This is a genomic window from Lelliottia sp. F153, from assembly GCF_002870005.1.
GTDB lineage: Bacteria > Pseudomonadota > Gammaproteobacteria > Enterobacterales > Enterobacteriaceae > Enterobacter > Enterobacter nimipressuralis.
The window spans coordinates 17,860-38,479 of the sequence record NZ_PKFT01000005.1; the positions used below are offsets into that span (position 1 = coordinate 17,860).

At 55.8% G+C, this 20,620-nt stretch carries 18 protein-coding genes; 13 read left to right on the plus strand and 5 right to left on the minus strand.

The genetic code is table 11. From position 1 onward, the window contains the following. Window positions 1-122 precede the first annotated feature (122 nt). Together F153LOC_RS13460 and avtA are read left to right on the plus strand one after the other, a co-directional pair. Window positions 123-2,153: an alpha-amylase gene (locus F153LOC_RS13460; protein ID WP_102105032.1), complete on the plus strand. Its 2,031-nt coding sequence runs from the start codon at window positions 123-125 to the stop codon at window positions 2,151-2,153. Window positions 2,154-2,328: 175 nt separating this feature from the next. Further along, window positions 2,329-3,585 carry a valine--pyruvate transaminase gene (gene avtA / locus F153LOC_RS13465; protein ID WP_100778148.1) on the plus strand — a complete coding sequence of 419 codons (1,257 nt, stop codon included), beginning with the start codon at window positions 2,329-2,331 and terminating at the stop codon, window positions 3,583-3,585. Window positions 3,586-3,645: 60 nt separating this feature from the next. Here the strand turns inward: avtA and yiaJ are convergent, their stop codons facing one another. Next, window positions 3,646-4,461, minus strand: a complete 816-nt coding sequence (yiaJ, locus tag F153LOC_RS13470) for an IclR family transcriptional regulator YiaJ (RefSeq protein WP_100778149.1) — start codon at window positions 4,459-4,461, stop codon at window positions 3,646-3,648. A 226-nt stretch (window positions 4,462-4,687) separates the two neighbouring features. On the opposite strand from yiaJ, the gene yiaK reads away from it, so the two are divergent. Genes yiaK through araD form a run of 8 tightly spaced genes read left to right on the plus strand, consistent with a single transcriptional unit; the run spans window position 4,688 to window position 12,244 of the window. Beyond that, the gene (yiaK, locus tag F153LOC_RS13475; RefSeq protein WP_102105033.1) at window positions 4,688-5,686 is read left to right on the plus strand and encodes a 3-dehydro-L-gulonate 2-dehydrogenase; all 999 of its coding nucleotides are present in this window, start codon (window positions 4,688-4,690) and stop codon (window positions 5,684-5,686) included. A gap of 10 nt (window positions 5,687-5,696) precedes the next feature. Beyond that, window positions 5,697-6,164: a YhcH/YjgK/YiaL family protein gene (locus tag F153LOC_RS13480; protein ID WP_102105034.1), complete on the plus strand. Its 468-nt coding sequence runs from the start codon at window positions 5,697-5,699 to the stop codon at window positions 6,162-6,164. 27 nt (window positions 6,165-6,191) lie between these two features. Next, window positions 6,192-7,118: a DUF4862 family protein gene (locus tag F153LOC_RS13485; RefSeq protein ID WP_102105035.1), complete on the plus strand. Its 927-nt coding sequence runs from the start codon at window positions 6,192-6,194 to the stop codon at window positions 7,116-7,118. A 49-nt stretch (window positions 7,119-7,167) separates the two neighbouring features. Next, the gene (locus tag F153LOC_RS13490) at window positions 7,168-8,487 is read left to right on the plus strand and encodes an MFS transporter (protein ID WP_100778153.1); all 1,320 of its coding nucleotides are present in this window, start codon (window positions 7,168-7,170) and stop codon (window positions 8,485-8,487) included. A gap of 49 nt (window positions 8,488-8,536) precedes the next feature. Next, entirely contained in the window at window positions 8,537-10,042 is a 1,506-nt protein-coding gene (locus F153LOC_RS13495; protein WP_102105036.1) for an FGGY-family carbohydrate kinase, read from the plus strand. Then, the gene (ulaD, locus tag F153LOC_RS13500) at window positions 10,039-10,692 is read left to right on the plus strand and encodes a 3-keto-L-gulonate-6-phosphate decarboxylase UlaD (protein WP_102105037.1); all 654 of its coding nucleotides are present in this window, start codon (window positions 10,039-10,041) and stop codon (window positions 10,690-10,692) included. Before F153LOC_RS13495 ends, ulaD begins: the two co-directional genes overlap by 4 nt. Window positions 10,693-10,694: 2 nt before the next feature. Beyond that, window positions 10,695-11,555 (plus strand): L-ribulose-5-phosphate 3-epimerase, encoded by an 861-nt coding sequence (locus F153LOC_RS13505; protein WP_102105038.1) that lies wholly within the window; start codon window positions 10,695-10,697, stop codon window positions 11,553-11,555. Next, a complete protein-coding gene (gene araD / locus F153LOC_RS13510; protein ID WP_100778157.1) occupies window positions 11,549-12,244 on the plus strand; it encodes an L-ribulose-5-phosphate 4-epimerase in 696 nt (231 codons plus the stop codon). The genes F153LOC_RS13505 and araD overlap by 7 nt, the downstream gene beginning before the upstream one ends. Here araD and F153LOC_RS13515 read toward each other — a convergent pair whose 3' ends face one another. Continuing rightward, a complete protein-coding gene (locus F153LOC_RS13515) occupies window positions 12,245-13,063 on the minus strand; it encodes an AraC family transcriptional regulator (RefSeq protein WP_102105039.1) in 819 nt (272 codons plus the stop codon). It lies immediately after the preceding gene. Window positions 13,064-13,286: 223 nt separating this feature from the next. On the opposite strand from F153LOC_RS13515, the gene F153LOC_RS13520 reads away from it, so the two are divergent. Both F153LOC_RS13520 and F153LOC_RS13525 read left to right on the plus strand, forming a co-directional pair. Then, window positions 13,287-14,687 carry an MFS transporter gene (locus tag F153LOC_RS13520; protein WP_100778159.1) on the plus strand — a complete coding sequence of 467 codons (1,401 nt, stop codon included), beginning with the start codon at window positions 13,287-13,289 and terminating at the stop codon, window positions 14,685-14,687. Between the two features lie 10 nt (window positions 14,688-14,697). Next, a complete protein-coding gene (locus F153LOC_RS13525; protein WP_102105040.1) occupies window positions 14,698-16,653 on the plus strand; it encodes a glycoside hydrolase family 127 protein in 1,956 nt (651 codons plus the stop codon). Window positions 16,654-16,663: 10 nt separating this feature from the next. Here the strand turns inward: F153LOC_RS13525 and F153LOC_RS13530 are convergent, their stop codons facing one another. Further along, the gene (locus F153LOC_RS13530; protein ID WP_102105041.1) at window positions 16,664-16,912 is read right to left on the minus strand and encodes a type II toxin-antitoxin system HicB family antitoxin; all 249 of its coding nucleotides are present in this window, start codon (window positions 16,910-16,912) and stop codon (window positions 16,664-16,666) included. Window positions 16,913-17,204: 292 nt separating this feature from the next. Further along, a complete protein-coding gene (locus F153LOC_RS13535) occupies window positions 17,205-17,945 on the minus strand; it encodes a MipA/OmpV family protein (RefSeq protein WP_102105042.1) in 741 nt (246 codons plus the stop codon). Window positions 17,946-18,063: 118 nt separating this feature from the next. Between F153LOC_RS13535 and F153LOC_RS13540 the strand changes: the two genes are divergently transcribed. Continuing rightward, window positions 18,064-19,023, plus strand: a complete 960-nt coding sequence (locus F153LOC_RS13540) for a LysR family transcriptional regulator (protein WP_100778162.1) — start codon at window positions 18,064-18,066, stop codon at window positions 19,021-19,023. Here the strand turns inward: F153LOC_RS13540 and aldB are convergent, their stop codons facing one another. Then, complete coding sequence (gene aldB, locus F153LOC_RS13545; protein ID WP_102105043.1) at window positions 19,024-20,562, minus strand: aldehyde dehydrogenase AldB; 1,539 nt, start codon at window positions 20,560-20,562, stop codon at window positions 19,024-19,026. It abuts the gene before it with no gap. Window positions 20,563-20,620: the final 58 nt, after the last annotated feature.

Here is a 20,620-nt window from a genome sequence, read left to right on the forward strand (position 1 = left end):
CGCCTAATTTTGCGCGAGATCACTCACCCTTTCGACTCATCCCGCCATAAAGCTCAGGGGGAGGAGTCAGCGCGATAAACCTGATGGCACACTGGTTAAAATTGCCGCGACAGGAAAATGGAATGAAACGCTCCGCTTTAGCTCTTTTGCTACTGCCCGCGATAGCGAATGCAGACTGGTCATCTCCCGGCTTTTCTACCTTTAACGCCGAAGGCGCTGGGGTGTTCACAAGCCATGCAAAGCTCGCGAAGGGTACTCGTCCTCTGACCCTCAATTTTGACAATGCGTGCTGGCAGCCCACAAATCCCATTAAACTCAATGAGATGATGTCGCTTAAGCCCTGCGAGGGAACGCCACCTCAGTGGCGCCTCTTCCGCGAGGGCGATTATCAGATGCGCATTGATACGCGCTCAGGCACGCCAACGCTGATGTTGACGGTGCAAAGTGCCGCAGAGAAACCCGTCGCAGAGGTCACTCGCCAGTGCCCGAAATGGGACGGTAAACCGCTCACCATCGAGGTGAAAGACACTTTCCCGGAAGGCTCCGTGGTACGAGATTTCTACAGCCAGCAGACGGCCACGGTGCAGCAAGGGAAAATCACCCTGCAACCCGCCGCGAACAGCAACGGTCTGCTCCTGCTTGAACGGGCCGAAACCGATAAAGCCGCGCCATTCAGCTGGCAAAACGCCACCGTCTACTTTGTGCTGACAGACCGCTTCGTGAATGGCGATCCGTCTAATGACAACAGCTATGGCCGCCACAAAGACGGTATGCAGGAAATTGGCACCTTCCACGGCGGCGATCTTAAAGGACTCACCACTAAGCTCGATTATCTCCAGCAGCTTGGCGTCAACGCCTTGTGGATTAGCTCGCCGCTGGAGCAGATTCACGGCTGGGTTGGCGGCGGCACCAAAGGCGATTTCCCGCACTATGCCTATCACGGCTACTACACGCAGGACTGGACAAAACTCGACGCCAACATGGGCAGCGAAAACGATCTCCGCCACCTGGTCGACGAGGCGCACAAGCGCGGTATCCGCATTCTGTTTGACGTCGTGATGAACCACGTCGGCTACGCCACGCTTGCGGATATGCAGGAGTATCAGTTTGGCGCGTTATACCTGCAGGGCGATGAGTTGAAAAAAACGCTGGGCGAACGCTGGACCGACTGGAAACCCGCGGCCGGGCAAAGCTGGCACAGTTTTAACGACTACATCAATTTCAGCGACAAAGCCGGGTGGGAAAAGTGGTGGGGCAAACACTGGATCCGCACCGATATCGGCGATTATGACAATCCTGGCTTTGACGATCTGACCATGTCGCTGGCCTTTTTACCCGATCTCAAAACCGAATCGACCACCCCTTCCGGTTTACCGAATTTCTACCGCCACAAGCCGGACACCCATGCCGAAGCAATCGCCGGTTACACCCCGCGCAATTATCTTACCCACTGGCTCAGCCAGTGGGTGCGCGACTACGGCATTGACGGTTTCCGGGTGGATACGGCTAAACACGTTGAACTGCCCGCCTGGCAAGAGCTGAAGGATAAATCCACTCAGGCGCTGAAAGCGTGGAAGCACGCTAATCCGGACAAAAAGCTGGATGATGCGCCATTCTGGATGACGGGTGAATCCTGGGGGCATGGCGTGATGCAAAGCGACTATTACCGCCATGGTTTCGATGCGATGATCAATTTTGACTATCAGGAGCAGGCCGCCAAAGCCGTCGATTGTCTGGCGGATATCGATCTCACCTGGCAGCAGATGGCGGAAAAATTACAGAGCTTCAACGTCCTAAGCTATCTCTCGTCTCACGACACCCGCCTGTTCCGCGAAGGTGGCCAGCGCGCGGCAGAACTGCTGCTGCTCTCTCCGGGGTCGGTGCAGATCTATTACGGTGACGAATCAGCACGGCCATTTGGCCCAACCGGCTCCGATCCGCTGCAAGGCACACGCTCAGACATGAACTGGCAGGACGTCACCGGCAGCCAGGCTTCGGGCGTCAAACACTGGCAAATTCTCGGGCAGTTCCGGGCGCGCCATCCGGCTATTGGCGAGGGTACGCAAACCACCCTCTCCCTCGCGCAAGGCTACGGTTTTGTGCGCCAGCACCAGGACGATAAAGTGATGGTGGTCTGGGCTGGAAATCACTAATTCCTGCTGCGTCCCCTTCAAGCGGAGGGGACGATCTTCAACCAGAATAATTCACCAAACAAATACAAATCAGCAAAACAAAACAACGATCCGCCCCTCTTCCCTCGATTTGCACCCGCACGATGCTAGCGTTATGGTTACCCACTTTCATTATAAGAATGCCAGATCACCTGTTATGACGTTTTCACTTTTCGGCGATAAATTCACCCGCCATTCAGGCATTACCCGCCTGATGGAGGATCTCAACGACGGGCTGCGCACACCGGGCGCCATCATGCTCGGCGGGGGAAATCCGGCCCAAATCCCGGCCATGAACGACTACTTCCACAACCTGCTGGCGGAGATGCTGCAAAACGGCAAAGCCACTGATGCGCTGTGCAATTACGATGGCCCGCAAGGCAAAACTGAGCTGCTGACGCTGCTGGCAGATATGCTGCGCGACGAACTGGGTTGGGATATCGAACCACAGAATATTGCACTGACAAACGGCAGCCAGAGCGCATTTTTCTACTTGTTTAATCTTTTTGCAGGACGTCGCGCCGATGGCAGCACCAAAAAAGTGCTGTTCCCGCTGACGCCGGAGTACATCGGCTATGCCGACTCCGGGCTGGAAGAGGATTTGTTCGTCTCTGCTCGTCCTAATATCGAGCTACTGCCCGAAGGCCAGTTCAAGTATCACGTCGATTTTGAACACCTGCACATTGGCGAAGAAACCGGCATGATTTGCGTCTCACGCCCGACCAACCCGACGGGCAACGTCATCACTGACGAAGAGCTGATGAAGTTAGACGTGCTGGCCAATCAGCACGGTATTCCACTGGTGATCGATAACGCCTACGGTGTGCCGTTCCCCGGCATTATCTTTAGCGAAGCCCGTCCGCTGTGGAATCCGAACATCGTCCTGTGCATGAGCCTCTCGAAACTGGGCCTGCCGGGCAGCCGCTGCGGCATCATCATCGCCAATGAAAAAATCATCAGCGCCATCACCAATATGAACGGCATCATCAGCCTGGCGCCGGGCGGAATGGGCCCGGCCATGATGTGCGAAATGATTAAGCGCAACGATCTGCTGCGCCTGTCGAATGACGTGATAAAGCCGTTCTACTACCAGCGCGTGCAAGAAACTATCGCGACAATTCGCCGCTATTTGCCCGAAGATCGCTGCCTGATCCACAAACCTGAAGGGGCGATTTTCCTCTGGCTGTGGTTTAAGGATCTGCCGATCACCACCGAGCTGCTGTATCAGCGCCTGAAAAAGCGCGGCGTGTTGATGGTTCCGGGGGATTACTTCTTCCCGGGGCTTGATAAGCCGTGGCCGCATACGCATCAGTGTATGCGAATGAACTACGTGCCAGACCCAGAGAAAATCGAAGCCGGGGTGAAAATCCTGGCCGAAGAGATCGAACTGGCCTGGAGTGAAGGCGGCCACTAACGGCGTACCCGCAGAACAACAAAAAAAGGCCAGATTCTCCATCTGGCCTTTTTTTAGCACTTATCCGCGCACGGTGAACCCAAGCTCTTGTGAAATCGCTTCAGCGGTTTCGCGCAGCGGTTTAAGCAGATTCTTTTCCCCCACCTGCTTCATGCGTGAGGTCGAAAGGGAAATTGAAATGGCATACGGCACCCGCCCGTGAATATCAAACACCGGGACCGCAATGCAGGACACGCCCAGTTCGTTCTCTTCTTTATCCATCGCCATGCTGCGAGAGCGGATCTCCTCCAGCTCGTCGTACATCGCACTCAGCTCGGTGATGGTATTACGCGTCAGGGGCTGAATTTGCTCCTGATGGCTCTGCCAGTAGCTCGCCACGTAATCCTGATGGCCGAACGCCATGTAGATTTTCCCCATTGCAGAACAGTAGAGCGGCATGTGCTGACCGATATAAGCGCGCGTGCGCAGCATTCCGGTCGTCGGTTCCAGCTTGTAGATCAGAATCGCATGGTCATCTTCCCGGCTGGAGAAGTTCACCGTTTCGCCCGTCACGATATTCAGATTTTCCAGATGGGGCGCCGCCACGTGAATGATATTGAGCGACGACAGCGCTTTTTGCCCCACGGCGATAAATTTCGTGGTCAGACGATAGCTGCCCGCCGCAGGCGCGGGGGTAACGTAGCCGCACGACTGCAAACCCTGCAGTAACCGATGCACGGTGCTTTTATTCAGGCCGGCAAGTTCAGATAAATGCGCAAGCGGACACCCGTTCGGATAGTTACTGAGAATTTCAATCAGCATCAGGCCGCGAAACAAGCTCTGGCTGCCTGCTGGCCTCTCTTTTTCTTGCGTCATCTCGCTCTCTTTCATGCTCATTACATCGTTCTCCGTTAATCGCGTCCTGATGGTAGCGCAAAGTGTGGTTCAGTTCACGATCTCAGCATTAAAAACACAATTCGTTGATTTTACTACATTTTGAAAAACATGAATGTCGTTGATCTGACAAAAATTGATCGCTATATTTGAAATCAGATTTCGCAATGTGAAATTTAGAGATAAAAAAGCACTCACACGCGCCCCTAACACAAACAGGAGAACAGGGATGAAAGTGACCTTTGACGAGTTGAAAGCAGCATTCAATCAGGTGCTGCTCAACCGTGGCGTCAAGGCAGAAATCGCCGATGCCTGCGCAGAGATGTTTGCGCGCACCACCGAATCAGGCGTCTATTCACATGGCGTTAACCGTTTTCCGCGTTTCATTCAGCAGCTGGATGCCGGGGACATCATTCCTGACGCGCAGCCGAAGCGCATCACCACGCTGGGAGCCATTGAGCAGTGGGACGCCCAGCGCGCCATTGGCAATCTGACGGCCAAAAAAATGATGGATCGCGCAACCGAGCTGGCCTCGGATCACGGAATTGGTCTAGTGGCGCTGCGCAATGCCAACCACTGGATGCGCGGCGGCAGCTACGGCTGGCAGGCCGCTGAAAAGGGCTATATCGGAATTTGCTGGACCAACTCTATCGCCGTCATGCCGCCGTGGGGCGCGAAAGAGTGTCGCATCGGCACCAACCCGCTGATCGTCGCCATTCCATCAAATCCCATCACCATGGTGGATATGTCGATGTCGATGTTCTCCTACGGCATGCTCGAAGTGAACCGTCTGGCAGGGCGCGAACTGCCGGTAGACGGCGGGTTTGACGACGAAGGCCATCTGACCAAAGAGCCGGGTGTGATTGAGAAAAACCGCCGCATTTTACCGATGGGCTACTGGAAAGGTTCCGGTCTGTCTATCGTGCTGGACATGATCGCCACCCTGCTGTCCAACGGTTCGTCCGTGGCGGAAGTGACGCAGGACAATAGCGATGAATACGGCGTGTCGCAGATCTTTATCGCCATCGAAGTGGACAAGCTGATCGATGGCAAAACTCGTGATGCCAAACTGCAGCGCATTATGGATTTCATTACCACCGCTGAACGCTCTGACGACGACGTCGCCTTGCGCCTGCCAGGGCATGAATTCACCCGCCTGCTGGAAGAGAACCGTCGCAATGGCATCACCATTGATGACAGCGTATGGGCGAAGATCCAGTCGCTGTAAGGAGTGACGTATGATATTCGGACATATTTCACAGCCCAATCCTTGCCGCCTGCCGCAGGCAATAGAACGGGCGCTCGCGTTTCTACGCACCACGGATTTCACCACGCTGGAACCCGGCGTGGTGGAGATCGACGGACGCGCTATCTTCGCGCAGGTTCTCGATCTCACCACCCGGCCGCATCACGAAAACCGCCCGGAAGTCCATCGCCGCTATCTGGATATTCAATTTCTGGCGTGGGGCGAAGAGAAAATAGGTTTTGCGATCGACACCGGTAATAACGAAATAAGCGAATCATTACTGGAACAGCGCGATATTATTTTTTATCACCAGATGGAAAATGAATCGCTGATTGAAATGATTCCGGGCAGTTACGCCATATTTTTCCCGCAGGATGTTCATCGCCCGCAATGTCATAAACACAAGGAGTCGGCCATTCGTAAAATTGTCGTCAAAGTGGCTGTCAGCGAATTAATGTAATTTTTCTGAATTAGACAGGAAAGCCAAATGACTCACACCGGTTTTATTATTGGTGCGTACCCCTGCGCACCCTCGTTTCACCAGAAAGGGGAACAGGAAGAGCGCGATTTCTGGCGTCAGTTAGCTGATACACCCGATATTCGCGGTCTTGAACAACCGTGCCTGGATAACCTCCACCCGCTGGGGGATGAGTGGCTGTTTCGCCACACGCCGGGGGACTGGCAAATCGTGGTCACGGCGGTGATGGAAACCATGCGTCGGCGCGGCGCCAACGGCGGGTTTGGCCTGGCCTCCGCCGATGAAGATCAGCGTCGTGAAAGCGTGACATTTTATCGTCACCTGCTTGAGAAAATTGTCGCCGTTAACGCCCGCTTCCCGGGGAAAGTGATCGCCCTGGAAATGCAGGCCGCGCCGCAGTCTGGCAACCCCTGCGTTGCGCAAGCCACCGAGGCATTCTCTCGTTCGATGAAAGAGATCGCCGCCTGGGACTGGCCATGCGATCTGGTGCTGGAACACTGCGATGCCATGACAGGCCGCGCGCCACGAAAAGGGTTTCTCCCCCTTGAAAACGTTCTGGAGGTGCTGGGCGACACGGATATCAGCGTTTGTATTAACTGGGCGCGCTCAGCCATCGAAGGACGCGACACTGCATTGCCTGTCGCGCATGTTCAGGCCGCGCAGAAGGCAGGAAAGCTCGGCGCACTGATGTTTTCTGGCACCACGGCGACGGGCGATTACGGCGACTGGCAGGATCTTCACGCGCCATTTTCGTCGTTCTGCCCCGACAGTTTAATGACGCCTGAAAAAGTCACTGAGCTATTTACTGCGGCGAGCGCCGCAACATTGAAATTCTCCGGTATCAAATTACTGGAAATAAATGCTAATGCTAACGTCAGCCATCGCATCGCCATTTTGCGCGACGGCATTAGCGTTATGAAAAAAGCAGCACAATAAAAATAAAAACCTGTATTCCCGAGCCGATTACCTTAATGAGACATTAATTATGACTATTTCTTCTCGTGCTCTACATGCGGATATTCCGCGCCAACGCTGGTTAAGAATAATTCCGCCTATTCTTATCGCCTGTATTATCTCTTATATGGACCGTGTCAATATTGCCTTCGCCATGCCAGGCGGTATGGATGAGGAATTAGGGATTACCGCCACCATGGCGGGGCTGGCAGGCGGAATATTCTTTATCGGATATCTGTTCCTGCAAGTTCCCGGCGGCAAAATCGCGGTGCACGGCAGCGGTAAAAAATTCATCGGCTGGTCGCTGGTGGCCTGGGCGGTGATCTCCGTGTTGACGGGCATCGTCACCAATCAGTATCAGCTGCTGGCACTGCGCTTTTTACTCGGTGTCGCCGAAGGCGGAATGCTGCCAGTGGTGCTGACCATGATCAGCAACTGGTTCCCGGACGCCGAGCGCGGTCGCGCCAACGCGATCGTGATTATGTTCGTACCCATTGCCGGGATCATTACCGCCCCGCTCTCCGGCTGGATCATTACGGCTCTCGACTGGCGCTGGCTGTTCATCATTGAAGGCCTGCTGTCCCTGGTGGTGCTGGTTCTCTGGACGCTGACCATCTATGACCGCCCGCAGGAGGCGAAATGGATTTCCGCCGCCGAGAAAAACTATCTGGTTGAAACGCTGGCCGCCGAGCAGCGCGCTATCGCAGGCAAAGAGGTGAAAAATGCCTCGCTCGGTGCGGTGCTGTCGGACAAAACCATGTGGCAGCTGATCGCCCTTAACTTCTTCTACCAGACCGGTATTTACGGCTACACCCTCTGGCTGCCAACCATTCTGAAGGAGCTAACCCATTCGACGATGGGCCAGGTGGGGATGCTCGCCATTCTGCCGTATGTCGGCGCGATTGCCGGGATGTTCCTGTTCTCTTCCCTCTCCGATCGCACCGGCAAGCGCAAGCTGTTCGTCTCCCTGCCGCTGATCGGTTTTGCTCTGTGCATGTTCCTCTCCGTGGCGCTGAAAGAAAACATCTGGCTGGCCTACGCCGCGCTGGTGGGTTGCGGTTTCTTCCTGCAGTCAGCAGCGGGCGTCTTCTGGACCATTCCGGCACGTCTGTTCAGCGCAGAAATGGCCGGTGGTGCGCGCGGTGTGATCAACGCGCTCGGCAACCTCGGCGGCTTCTGCGGCCCTTACGCGGTAGGCGTGCTGATCACCCTTTACAGCAAAGATGCGGGGGTTTACTGCCTGGCGATCTCCCTGGCACTGGCCTCGCTGTTAGCGCTGCTGCTGCCGGCGAAATGCGATGCCGGCGCACAGCCCAATCCAACGGTGAATCCACACAAACGTGTGGCCTGATAACGCCGGGTGGGCTGCGCTCACCCGGCAACGACAGAGAATCGCAAAGATGAGTGAAAAAGAGCCCTTCTGGCTGGGTATCGATTGTGGCGGTACTTATCTGAAAGCCGGTCTGTACAACAGCCAGGGTAAAGAACAGTGCATCGAACGGTGCGCGGTCGCCACTCTTAGCCCTCGTCCGGGCTATGCGGAGCGCGATATGTCCCTGCTCTGGCAGCGCTGCCACGAAACCGTCGCCGCACTGCTCAAACGCACGGGTGTCCGTGGCGATCAAATCAAAGGCGTAGGCATCTCTGCGCAGGGTAAGGGGCTGTTTCTGCTGGATAAACAGGATCGCCCCCTGGGCAACGCCATTCTCTCCTCCGACCGACGGGCGCTTGCGATCGTGCAACGCTGGCAGCAGGACGAGATCCCCGAAAAGCTCTACCCGCACACGCGGCAAACCCTGTGGACCGGGCACCCCGCCTCGTTGCTGCGCTGGGTTAAAGAGCACGAGCCGCAGCGCTACCAGCAAATCGGCTGCGTAATGATGGCGCATGACTATCTGCGCTGGTGCCTGACTGGCAAAAAGGGCTGCGAAGAGAGCAACATTTCCGAATCCAATCTCTACAACATGAATACGGGCGCCTACGACCCGCAGCTGACCCGCTGGCTTGGGATCGCTGAAATCGACGGCGCCTTGCCGCCTATCGTCGGTTCAGCAGAAATTTGCGGTGAAATCACCTCTCAGGCAGCCTCCCTGACCGGTCTTGCGGCGGGTACGCCCGTCGTGGGGGGCCTGTTTGATGTGGTTTCCACCGCGATCTGCGCCGGGCTGCACGACGAACACACGCTCAATGCGGTGATGGGCACCTGGGCCGTCACCAGCGGTATTGCGAAGGGTATTCGCGATAACGAACCTTTCCCTTACGTCTATGGCCGCTACGTTCATCCGCAGCAGTACATCGTTCACGAAGCCAGCCCGACCTCCTCCGGCAATCTCGAGTGGCTCACGGCACAGTGGGGCGAACTCTCTTTTGACGAGATCAACCAGGCCATCGCCAGCCTGCCGAAAGCGGCAAGCGACGTGTTTTTCCTGCCGTTTCTCTACGGCAGCAACGCCGGGCTTGAGATGACCAGCGGCTTCTACGGCATGCAGGCAATCCATACCCGCGCCCACCTGCTGCAGGCGGTGTATGAAGGGGTGGTGTTCTGTCACATGACCCACCTCAACCGCATGCTGGAGCGCTTTACCGATGTGTCTGCCCTGCGCGTCACCGGCGGCCCGACCCATTCCGATGTCTGGATGCAGATGCTGGCAGATGTCAGCGGCCTGGCGATTGAACTGCCCCAGGTCGAGGAGACCGGCTGCTCCGGCGCGGCGCTGGCCGCCCTCGTCGGCACCGGGGTTTATCCCGACTTCTTTACCGCGCAGCAAAATCTCAAACACGCCATCCGCGTCGTTGAGCCGGATATGCAGGCTCACGCCGCCTATCAGCATAAATATCACCGCTATCAGCAATTGATTTCAGCATTGCAGGGTTATCACGCCCAAATTAAGGAGCACGACCTATGAGCCGACCATTACTGCAGCTGGCGCTCGACCACACCAGCCTTCAGGCCGCCCAGCGCGATGTCTCGCTGCTGCACGACCATGTCGATATCGTCGAAGCGGGCACCATTTTGTGCCTGACGGAAGGCCTTTCAGCCGTCCGCGCGTTGCGCCAGCAGTGCCAGGACAAAATCATCGTCGCCGACTGGAAAGTGGCTGACGCCGGTGAAACGCTGGCGCAGCAGGCCTTTGATGCGGGCGCAAACTGGATGACCATCATCTGCGCCGCACCGCTGGCAACCATTGAGAAAGGCCACGCGGTGGCTGCCGCATGCGGGTGCGAAATCCAGATGGAGCTGTTTGGCAACTGGACGCTGGACGACGCCCGCGCGTGGCACCGCGTTGGAGTTAAACAGGCGATTTATCACCGTGGGCGCGACGCCCAGGCCAGTGGCCAGCAGTGGGGAGAAGAGGATCTCGCGAGAATGAAAGCCCTGTCGGATATCGGCCTGCAGCTTTCTATCACCGGCGGCATCACCCCGGCGAATTTACCGCTGTTCCGGGAGATTAACGTCAAAGCCTTTATCGCCGGACGGGCGTTGGCAGGGGCCGCTAACCCACCACAGGTGGCACAGGCGTTCCACACGCAACTCCGCGAAATCTGGGGAGAATAACCATGCGTCAGCATCCGTTAGGGATTTATGAGAAAGCGCTGTCGAAGGATCTCTCCTGGCCGGAGCGTCTGGTGTTAGCCAAAAGCTGCGGCTTTGATTTCGTCGAAATGTCGGTGGATGAAACCGACGAGCGCCTCTCACGGCTGGAGTGGAGCACCACGCAGCGCGCCTCGCTGGTCGAAGCCATGCTGGAAACCGGCGTCGCCATTCCGTCCATGTGCCTGTCGGCGCACCGCCGTTTTCCGTTTGGCAGCCGCGATGAAACCGTGCGCGAACGCGCCCGCGAGATCATGACCAAAGCGATCAAACTGGCGCGCGATCTTGGTATCCGCACCATCCAGCTGGCAGGTTACGACGTCTATTACGAAGAGCACGACGCGGGCACGCAGCAGCGTTTTGCCGAAGGGCTGGCGTGGGCGGTGGAACAAGCCGCCGCCGCGCAGGTGATGCTGGCAGTGGAGATCATGGATACCGCGTTCATGAATTCCATCAGCAAGTGGAAAAAGTGGGATGAGATGCTCGCCTCGCCGTGGTTTAGCGTCTATCCGGATGTGGGCAACCTGAGTGCCTGGGGCAACGATGTCACCGCCGAGCTGACCCTCGGCATCGACCGAATCGCCGCCATCCACCTGAAAGACACCCAGCCCGTTACCGAACAAAGCCCGGGACAGTTTCGCGATGTGCCGTTTGGCGAGGGCTGCGTCGATTTTGTCGGCGTGTTCAACACCCTGAATCAGCTCAACTATCGCGGGGCATTTTTAATCGAAATGTGGACCGAAAAAGCGAAAGAGCCGGTACTGGAAATTATCGAAGCGCGGCGCTGGATCGAAGCCCGCATGCAGGAAGGAGGCATGACATGCTAGAGCAACTCAAAGCGGAGGTCCTGGCCGCTAACCTGGCGCTGCCCGCCCACCAGCTGGTGACATTTACCTGGGGCAACGTCAGTGCAGTCGATCGCGAAAGCGGCCTGATGGTCATCAAACCCTCCGGCGTCGAATATGACGTCATGACCGCAGACGATATGGTGGTGGTGGAGATCGCCACCGGCAAGGTGGTGGAAGGCAGCAAAAAGCCATCATCCGACACGCCGACGCATCTGGCGCTCTATCGCCGCTATCCGGAGATTGGCGGCATCGTCCACACCCACTCGCGTCACGCGACTATCTGGTCCCAGGCCGGGCTGGATCTTCCCGCGTGGGGCACCACCCATGCGGACTATTTCTATGGCGATATTCCCTGCACGCGGCTGATGACGCCCGCAGAAATTGCGGGCGAATATGAGTATCAGACCGGGGAGGTGATCATCAAAACCTTTGAAGAGCGCGATCTAAGCCCGATGCAGATCCCCGCTGTGCTGGTCCACTCCCATGGCCCGTTTGCCTGGGGTAAAGATGCCGCCGATGCGGTCCACAACGCCGTGGTGCTGGAGGAGTGTGCTTATATGGGCCTTTTCTCGCGCCAGCTGACGCCGCAGTTGCCGGTCATGCAACAAGAGCTGCTGGATAAACACTATCTGCGCAAACACGGGGCGAATGCCTATTACGGCCAATGATCAGCCGGAATTGATATGCTCCTTACAATACCGCCGTTTCCAGACGGCGGGTGTTAGTCCGGTGTGTTTACGAAAGATCTGGCGAAAATACCCGACATCATTAAAGCCGCAGCGATTGGCCACCTCCGTGAGTGAGGACGCGTCATCAAGCAGCAGTTTCTCCGCTGAGCGGACGCGCTGGCGATGGATCGCCTCGGTCAACGTTAAATGAAAGGTGCGACGAAACACGCGCCCCAGATAATCCGCATTACAGTGCAGCTCTTTTGCCAGCTGCGAGGTCGAAAGGGGCAGATGAAATTGCGTGCGGATAATTTGTTTGGCTCTCCACGCGATCGACGTGCCTGCTTCGTCCTGAATTTCCTCGTTTCCCACCGAAAACGAAATTTGCTGCAAAATCAGCAGCAGCATTAATTCCAGCGCCACGCTTCGCTGTAATTTCTCCTGCTCCGTCAGGAACTGGCGGAAAAGAGACACCACATAAGAAGCCTCGCGAACACGGCAATGTTGTTCGATGGCGAGCTGCGCAAAAGCGTCTGGCCTGTGCGGCTCAGCCTCAACGTCAAAATGCAGCCAGTAAAACCGCAGATCGGCCGGGAAATCTTCAGTTCCCACGTGGCGACGGTTCGGCCATAAAACCAAACTCTCCCCCGCGTTCACCTCGAAAACCGTATTTTCCTCCTGAATCGTTAACGTCCCTTTTTCGACAAAGATGATTTCCCACGAGGTTAATTTACGGGCGGGATGACGCCCAACGCCCCGGGAAATAAATAACCCGCCGTTTTGAACGTGAATCGGAAGCGCTATGGATAATTCGAGCATCGGTATTCAATTTTCCGCTTTAAATCATATTAATATTCACCTTTCACATTGATTATTAATGAATAATTGTATTTACGCCCGATCGAAATCACATTTTCATCATCAGGTCGGAATCGTCATCTTTTTATACTTTTCCCTTCCCTTGTTGGCGCTGACTTTCAGTGCAGAATGAATTGGGTACCTTGCAGAACATAATAAAATCCCCTTCACGAGGAGTTATCGAATGACTTCCACTCCGATTACGCAAACCGATGTCGTACAACAGGCCGCCGACGAGCGCCTGTCAGTGCGCGAGAAGATTGGCTACGGCCTGGGTGATGCTGGCGGGACGGTAATCACCTGCCTGATCATGAACTTCCTTACTTTTTTCTATACCGATGTCTTTGGCCTGACGCCAGCGCTGGTCGGTACGTTGTTTATTGCCCTGCGCGTATTTGATGCCGTTTCTGACCCCATCATGGGGGTGATTGCCGACCGTACCCAGAGCCGCTGGGGGCGCTTTCGCCCGTGGCAGCTGTGGATCGCTTTCCCTATCGGGATTATCGGCGTCCTGACGTTCACCGTGCCGGAAGCCAGCATGGGGGTGAAAATCGCCTGGGCGTTCGGCACCTATCTGCTGCTTTCCGTCGGCTATACCGCCATCAACGTGCCCTACTGTGCGCTGATCAACACCATGACTACCCGCCACAGCGAGGTGATCTCCTGCCAGTCCTGGCGCTTTGTGCTGTGCGGCGTGGCAGGCTTTTTGGTCTCCGTAGGCCTGCCGTGGCTGGTCGCGGCGCTGGGTCAGGGCAACGTTGCGCAGGGTTATCAGCTGGGTGTCGGCGTGCTGTGCGCCATCGCGGTGGTGATGTTCCTGTGCTGTTTCTTCTGGGTACGCGAGCGCGTCCCGCTGGCCCTGATGGGGCGCTTTACCCTGCGCGAACATCTGGCCGGGCTGCGTAACAACGATCAGCTGCTATTGATGCTGGTTATGTCTTTCCTGCTGATTAACGTCTTTAACATTCGCGGCGGCGGATACATGTACTTCATCACCTACGTGCTGCAGGGCAGCACTGCCTATACGTCGCTGTTCTTCACCATGGTGACCTTTGCCGCCATTCTCGGTGCGGTGATCGTCAGCCCGCTTACCCGTCGTATTGATACGGTGAAACTGTACTACACCACCAATCTGGTGTTGGCCGCACTGGCATTCGCCATGTGGTTCCTGCCAACTGGCCCGGCGTATCAAACCCTGTGGCTGGCAGTGATTTTGGGCAACGGCGTGATCCTCGGCTTTACGCTGCCGTTGCACTTCTCGCTGATGGCCTTCGCCGACGACTACGGCGAATGGAAAACCGGCGTGCGCTCGTCAGGGATGAACTTCGCCTTTAACCTCTTTTTCATCAAGCTGGCGTGGGCCTCAAGTGCCGGGATTATCAGCCTGGTGTTTATCTTCGTCGCCTATCAGCCCGGTGCGGGCAACCAGACCCCGGCTTCGCTTTCTGGCATCACCACAATGGAAACGTTGCTGCCCGCTCTTTTCCACCTGCTGCTGGCCGTTTCAATACGCTGGTGCAGACTCACTAATCCGATGATGTCGCGCATCTCTACCGACCTGCGCCAGCGTCACGTTCAGTCCTGAGGAGAACAACATGTCCATCATGGAACCCGACCTGCATAAGCTCAAAATTAACGATCCGTTCCTCGGCCAGTATCAACAGCTGGTACGGGATGTGGTCATTCCCTATCAGTGGGATGCGCTGAACGACCGCATCGCCGAAGCGGAGCCGAGTCACGCCATCACCAATTTCCGGATCGCTGCCGGGCGGGAAGAAGGGGAATTTTACGGCATGGTTTTCCAGGACAGCGATGTCGCCAAATGGCTCGAAGCCGTGGCGTGGTCCCTGTGCCAGAAACCCGATCCTGAACTTGAGAAAACCGCCGACGAGGTCATTGAACTGGTGGCCGCTGCCCAATGCGACGATGGCTATCTGAATACCTATTTCACCGTGAAAGCACCTGGCGAACGCTGGACTAATCTCGCAGAGTGCCATGAACTGTACTGCGCCGGGCATATGATCGAGGCGGGCGTGGCGTACTTCCAGGGCACCGGAAAACGCGCGCTGTTAGACGTGGTCTGCAAACTGGCGGATCATATCGACCGCGTGTTTGGACCCGGAGAAAACCAGCTGCACGGCTATCCCGGCCATCCGGAAATCGAGCTGGCGTTAATGCGCCTGTATGATGTCACCCAGGAGCCACGCTATCTGGCGCTGGTGAAATATTTCGTCGAAGAGCGCGGCGCACAGCCGCATTTTTACGATATCGAATACGAAAAGCGCGGCAGAACATCGCACTGGCACAACTACGGCCCGGCGTGGATGGTCAAAGACAAAGCCTATAGTCAGGCGCATCAGCCTCTCGCGGAGCAGCAAACCGCCATCGGGCACGCCGTGCGTTTTGTCTATCTGATGACGGGCGTGGCGCACCTTGCGCGGCTGAGCGGTGACGAAAGCAAACGCCAGGACTGCCTGCGTCTTTGGAATAATATGGTGCAACGGCAGCTCTATATTACGGGCGGAATTGGCTCGCAGAGCAGCGGCGAGGCCTTCAGCAGCGACTACGATCTGCCCAATGATACGGTCTATGCCGAAAGTTGCGCCTCGATTGGCCTGATGATGTTTGCCCGCCGGATGCTGGAGATGGAAGCGGATAGCCAGTATGCCGACGTCATGGAGCGCGCGTTATATAACACCGTGCTGGGCGGCATGGCACTGGATGGTAAACACTTTTTCTACGTGAACCCGCTGGAGGTCCATCCTAAAACGCTGGCCTTCAACCATATCTATGATCACGTCAAACCGATTCGTCAGCGCTGGTTTGGCTGCGCCTGCTGCCCGCCGAATATCGCCCGCGTGCTGACTTCGCTTGGGCACTACATCTACACCGCACGCCCCGAGGCGCTGTTTATCAACCTCTACGTCGGCAACAGCGCGGCCATTCCGGTCGGAAACCACGAGCTGCAACTGCGTATTAGCGGCAACTATCCGTGGCAGGAGCAGGTGAAGATCGACATCACCTCGCCGGTTGCGGTTGAGCACACTCTCGCCCTGCGTCTGCCCGACTGGTGCGCCAGCCCGCAGATAGCGCTGAACGGTGAAGCGATAACAGGCGACGTGCGTCAGGGATATTGTTATCTCACCCGTCGCTGGCAGGAGGGGGATTCTGTGACCCTCACGCTGCCGATGCCGGTGCGTCGGTTATACGGCAATCCACAGGTGCGCCAGCAGGCAGGCAAAGTGGCCCTGCAGCGCGGCCCGCTGGTCTATTGTCTGGAAGAGGCGGACAACGGCGCGGGGCTGCACAACCTGTCGCTGCCCGCCGACAGCACCTTCCGCGCGTTCGAAGGGAAAGGATTGTTCTCGCATAAGATGTTGATTCAGGCCGACGGCATCTCACAACGCGCCGTTGAGACCGAGCCGCAACCGCTCTGGCAATACGACCGCACGCCCACTGCGCCACACACTCAGACACTAACGTTTATTCCGTGGTTTAGCTGGGCCAACCGCGGCGAGGGCGAGATGCGGATATGGGTGGATGAGGTGTAAAACCTGACCATCATCCAGGCAGCACACGCCGTGCTGCCTCGGCAAGAAAGACGCTTCGGGTGCTGAACTGCGGATGCTCGCTAATAAACGCGTCAATTTTCACTAATAAACGGCGGGGGAGCGTGATATTGATGCGCTGTGCTCTGCCGTCAAATTGCTGCATATCGATCTCCACCAGCAAAAAAAACCCCGGTACATCCGGGAAAAAGCCGGTCGCACGGCCATCGCGGTCGGTATGAATATAAGCCGGGTAGAACATAACCCCTCCTGCAAATTGACTGTTGGATATCCCTCGACTGTGACACACCCAGCCAGGCACTTAAGATCACGATAACCTATTGGCTAAGCGACATCAGTGGCAAAAAATCAAAGCGGGAAAGGAGATCGCAAAGAGAACAGGCAAAGGAGAGAGTTACAGCAGAATGTGGAGGCAGGCTCGTAATACCCGACGACGCTAAACCTGCCCGGCCTGACTACCGCAGGCCGGGCAAGCACAGCACCACCGGGAAAGCAGGTGAAGCAGCCTCATCCTTGAGGACTGCTTTTTGAACTTAGAAGCGCCAGCTCATGCCGGTCATCAGCACGAAACTGTCTTCGCGGTCGATCATTGGGCTGTTTTTAACGTCATCCGGCAACACGGTATAAACCGCGCTGGCATTCAGGAACAGGTTATTGGTCAATTTGTATTTCGCAACCAGGCCCACGTACGGGTTCCAGCTATCGCCCGCGGTGTATTCGTTCATACCGCTGTGGCGAGACTCTTTGCCGGAAACACCGTAGTAATAGTCGTTGAAGCTTTCGTCATAGTAAAACACACCCACGGACGGAATCAGGGTCAGGCGCTCCATGCGGATCGGGTGGAAGTAGGAAATTTCACCCACCACGCCGCCACTTTCGTCCATGGCATCCGCCGCAACGCCAAACTTCAGGCTACCCCAGCGCTCGTGGCGATAGTAGGCGCCTCCCAGAAATGCAGATGCTTTGCGCTCATCGAGCTGCTTCATCGCGTGGTCGTCATTGTCATCGGGATCAAAATGCAGCGGCATCCAGGACGCCGTCAGGCTGAGTTCATTCTTACTGTCTTTCCACAACGCCCAACCGGCGGTGGTCTGACGCACGTAGAAATTATCGCCTTCATAACTAATGAGTGGAATCGCAGTCGTATTTTCGTTATACCCTTTGTAAGGCGATTCATTGAAAACAGCGCCCGCACCCAATGAAAATTCACCCGCCATTGCTGATGAAGCGAAAAATAAGGTTGTGGTGATGAGCAAATTCTTTTTAGTAATCATTCCCTGTATCCATTAAATGCCTAACAAACGAGGCGAATAATAATGGTTACAAATTTGCCGATGCAATGAATGTGTTTATATAATATTATATATGAAATCATATAGATGAGCGTACGTGATGAATAATTTACAGATTAAGCCGCGCGAGTTAAAAATTATTTCCGTTATTGCCGCCACCGGCAGTATCGGAGACGCCGCCGCGTTGTTGGGCATGGCGCAGGCCAATGTCAGTAAATATCTCGCAGATTTTGAAACCCGCGTGGGTTTGAAAGTTTTTGAACGTACCACCCGTCAACTGGCGCTCACGCAGTTCGGCGAGGTGCTGCTCCCTTATATCAACGCATCACTTGATAAAAATAATCAACTCATTAATTTTATTGCCGATTATAAACATGAAAAAAGCGGACGCGTCACGATTTACGCGCCTACAGGGATCAACACCTATCTCGCTCGCCATGTGATCCATCTTCTCGAAGAGATCGGCGATATTCGTATTTGTTTAAAAACCTATAACCCTAATCGTAATGAATTATCTGAAGGCGTCACGTTTCCTGACGACTGCGATATCTTAATTACCTATGCACAACCCAAAGATGAAAGCCTGGTTGCTTATCAACTAACAAAATATTCCGTTACCGCCTTCGCTACGCCAGAATATATCAAAAAGCGCCCCATTAACGGACCCGATGATTTAATTAAACACTCCTGTATTTTGTTAGATTCCATATTAGTGGATGATGCTAACATCTGGCGTTTTCGCGTTCATGGCAGCGACGAAGTGCGCGATTATAAAGTCACCGGTAATTATATTTGTGATAATACACAAACGGCGCTTGAGCTGGCGCGCAACCATCTCGGTATCGTGTTTGCGCCAAAAGAGAGCCTGAAAAGCGAGATCGAACAGGGCATCTTAATGCCCTGTTTTTCTCATCAGGAGGAGTGGTGGCTGGATCTGACGGCTATTTTCCGCAAGCGCGAATATCAGCCGTGGCGGGTTCAGTACATTCTGGATGGTGTGCTGAACAGTCTGCGAGAGCGAATTAAGCAGGCCGTCCCAGGGGCGACCCGCTCTGATTAATTAGAACAGTCCCAGCGGTTTGTCGGAATAACTCACCAGCAGGCATTTCGTCTGTTGATAGTGATCCAGCATCATCTTATGGGTTTCACGTCCGATGCCCGATTGTTTATATCCCCCAAATGCCGCGTGGGCCGGATAGGCGTGATAACAGTTGGTCCAGACACGCCCGGCCTGAATACCGCGTCCCATTTTGTACGCCAGATTACCGTTGCGACTCCAGACCCCGGCCCCCAGCCCGTATTGCGTATCGTTGGCCAGCTCGAGCGCATCCTCCATGGTTTTAAAGGTCGTCACCGCCAGCACCGGACCAAAAATCTCTTCCTGGAAAACGCGCATGTTGTTTTGACCAAACAGAATGGTCGGCTCCAGGTAATAGCCGTCCTTCAGATCGCCTTCCAGCACTTTGCGTCGGCCACCCGTCAGGACATCCGCGCCCTCTTTTTTGCCGATATCGATATAGTTAAGAATGGTTTCCAGCTGCCCATGAGAAACCTGTGCGCCCATCTGCGTCACGCTGTCCAGTGGGTTTCCGCTGCGAATGGATTCCACACGACGAATGGCGCGCTCCATAAAGCGTTCATAAATCGATTCCTGAACCAGCGCGCGGCTCGGGCAGGTGCAGACTTCGCCCTGGTTGAAGGCAAACAGCGCAAAGCCTTCCATCGCTTTATCAAAGAAGGCGTCCTCTTCGTCCATCACATCGGCGAAGAAGATGTTCGGCGATTTACCACCCAGCTCCAGCGTCACTGGAATGATATTCTGCGTGGCGTACTGCATGATCTGCTGGCCGACTTCCGTGGAGCCGGTAAACGCCACTTTCGCGATACGTTTTGAGGTCGCCAGATATTCACCGATTTCGCCGCCCGCGCCGTTCACCACGTTTATCACCCCTGGCGGCACCAGATCGCCGATGATTTCCATCAGCAGCAAGACCGACAGCGGCGTTAAGCGCGCCGGTTTGAGCACCACGCAGTTACCCGCCGCCAGCGCGGGCGCCATTTTCCAGCTCGCCATCAGCAGCGGGAAGTTCCACGGAATGATTTGCCCGACCACGCCCAGCGGCTCCTGGAAGTGATAAGCCACGGTGTCGCTGTCCACTTCGCTGATCCCGCCCTCCTGGGCGCGAATACAGGAGGCAAAATAGCGGAAATGGTCAATCGCCAGCGGCACGTCCGCGGCGGTGGTTTCGCGGATCGGTTTACCGTTATCCCAGGTTTCTGCCGCGGCCAGCAGCTCGAGGTTTTGCTCCATTCGGTCGGCGATTTTGAACAGGATCGCGGCGCGGTCTTGAACGGAGGTGTGCGCCCATTTCTCTTTCGCTTTGTGGGCCGCATCGAGCGCCAAATCGATATCTTTTTTGCCGGAACTGGCAATTTCGCACAGCGGTTGCCCGGTCACCGGGGTCAGGTTGGAGTAGTATTCGCCGTCGACCGGCGCGACCCAGCCGCCGCCAATGAAGTTGTCATACCGGGGTTTTAGCTTGAGAGGATAACCATACTCGCCAGGCTGCATACGCGTTGAGGGAGGATTGTTCGTCATGACCGTCTCCTTGCTGTTGGTGTCTAACAAGGGTAGTCACAGCTGGCGATTTTCTCGC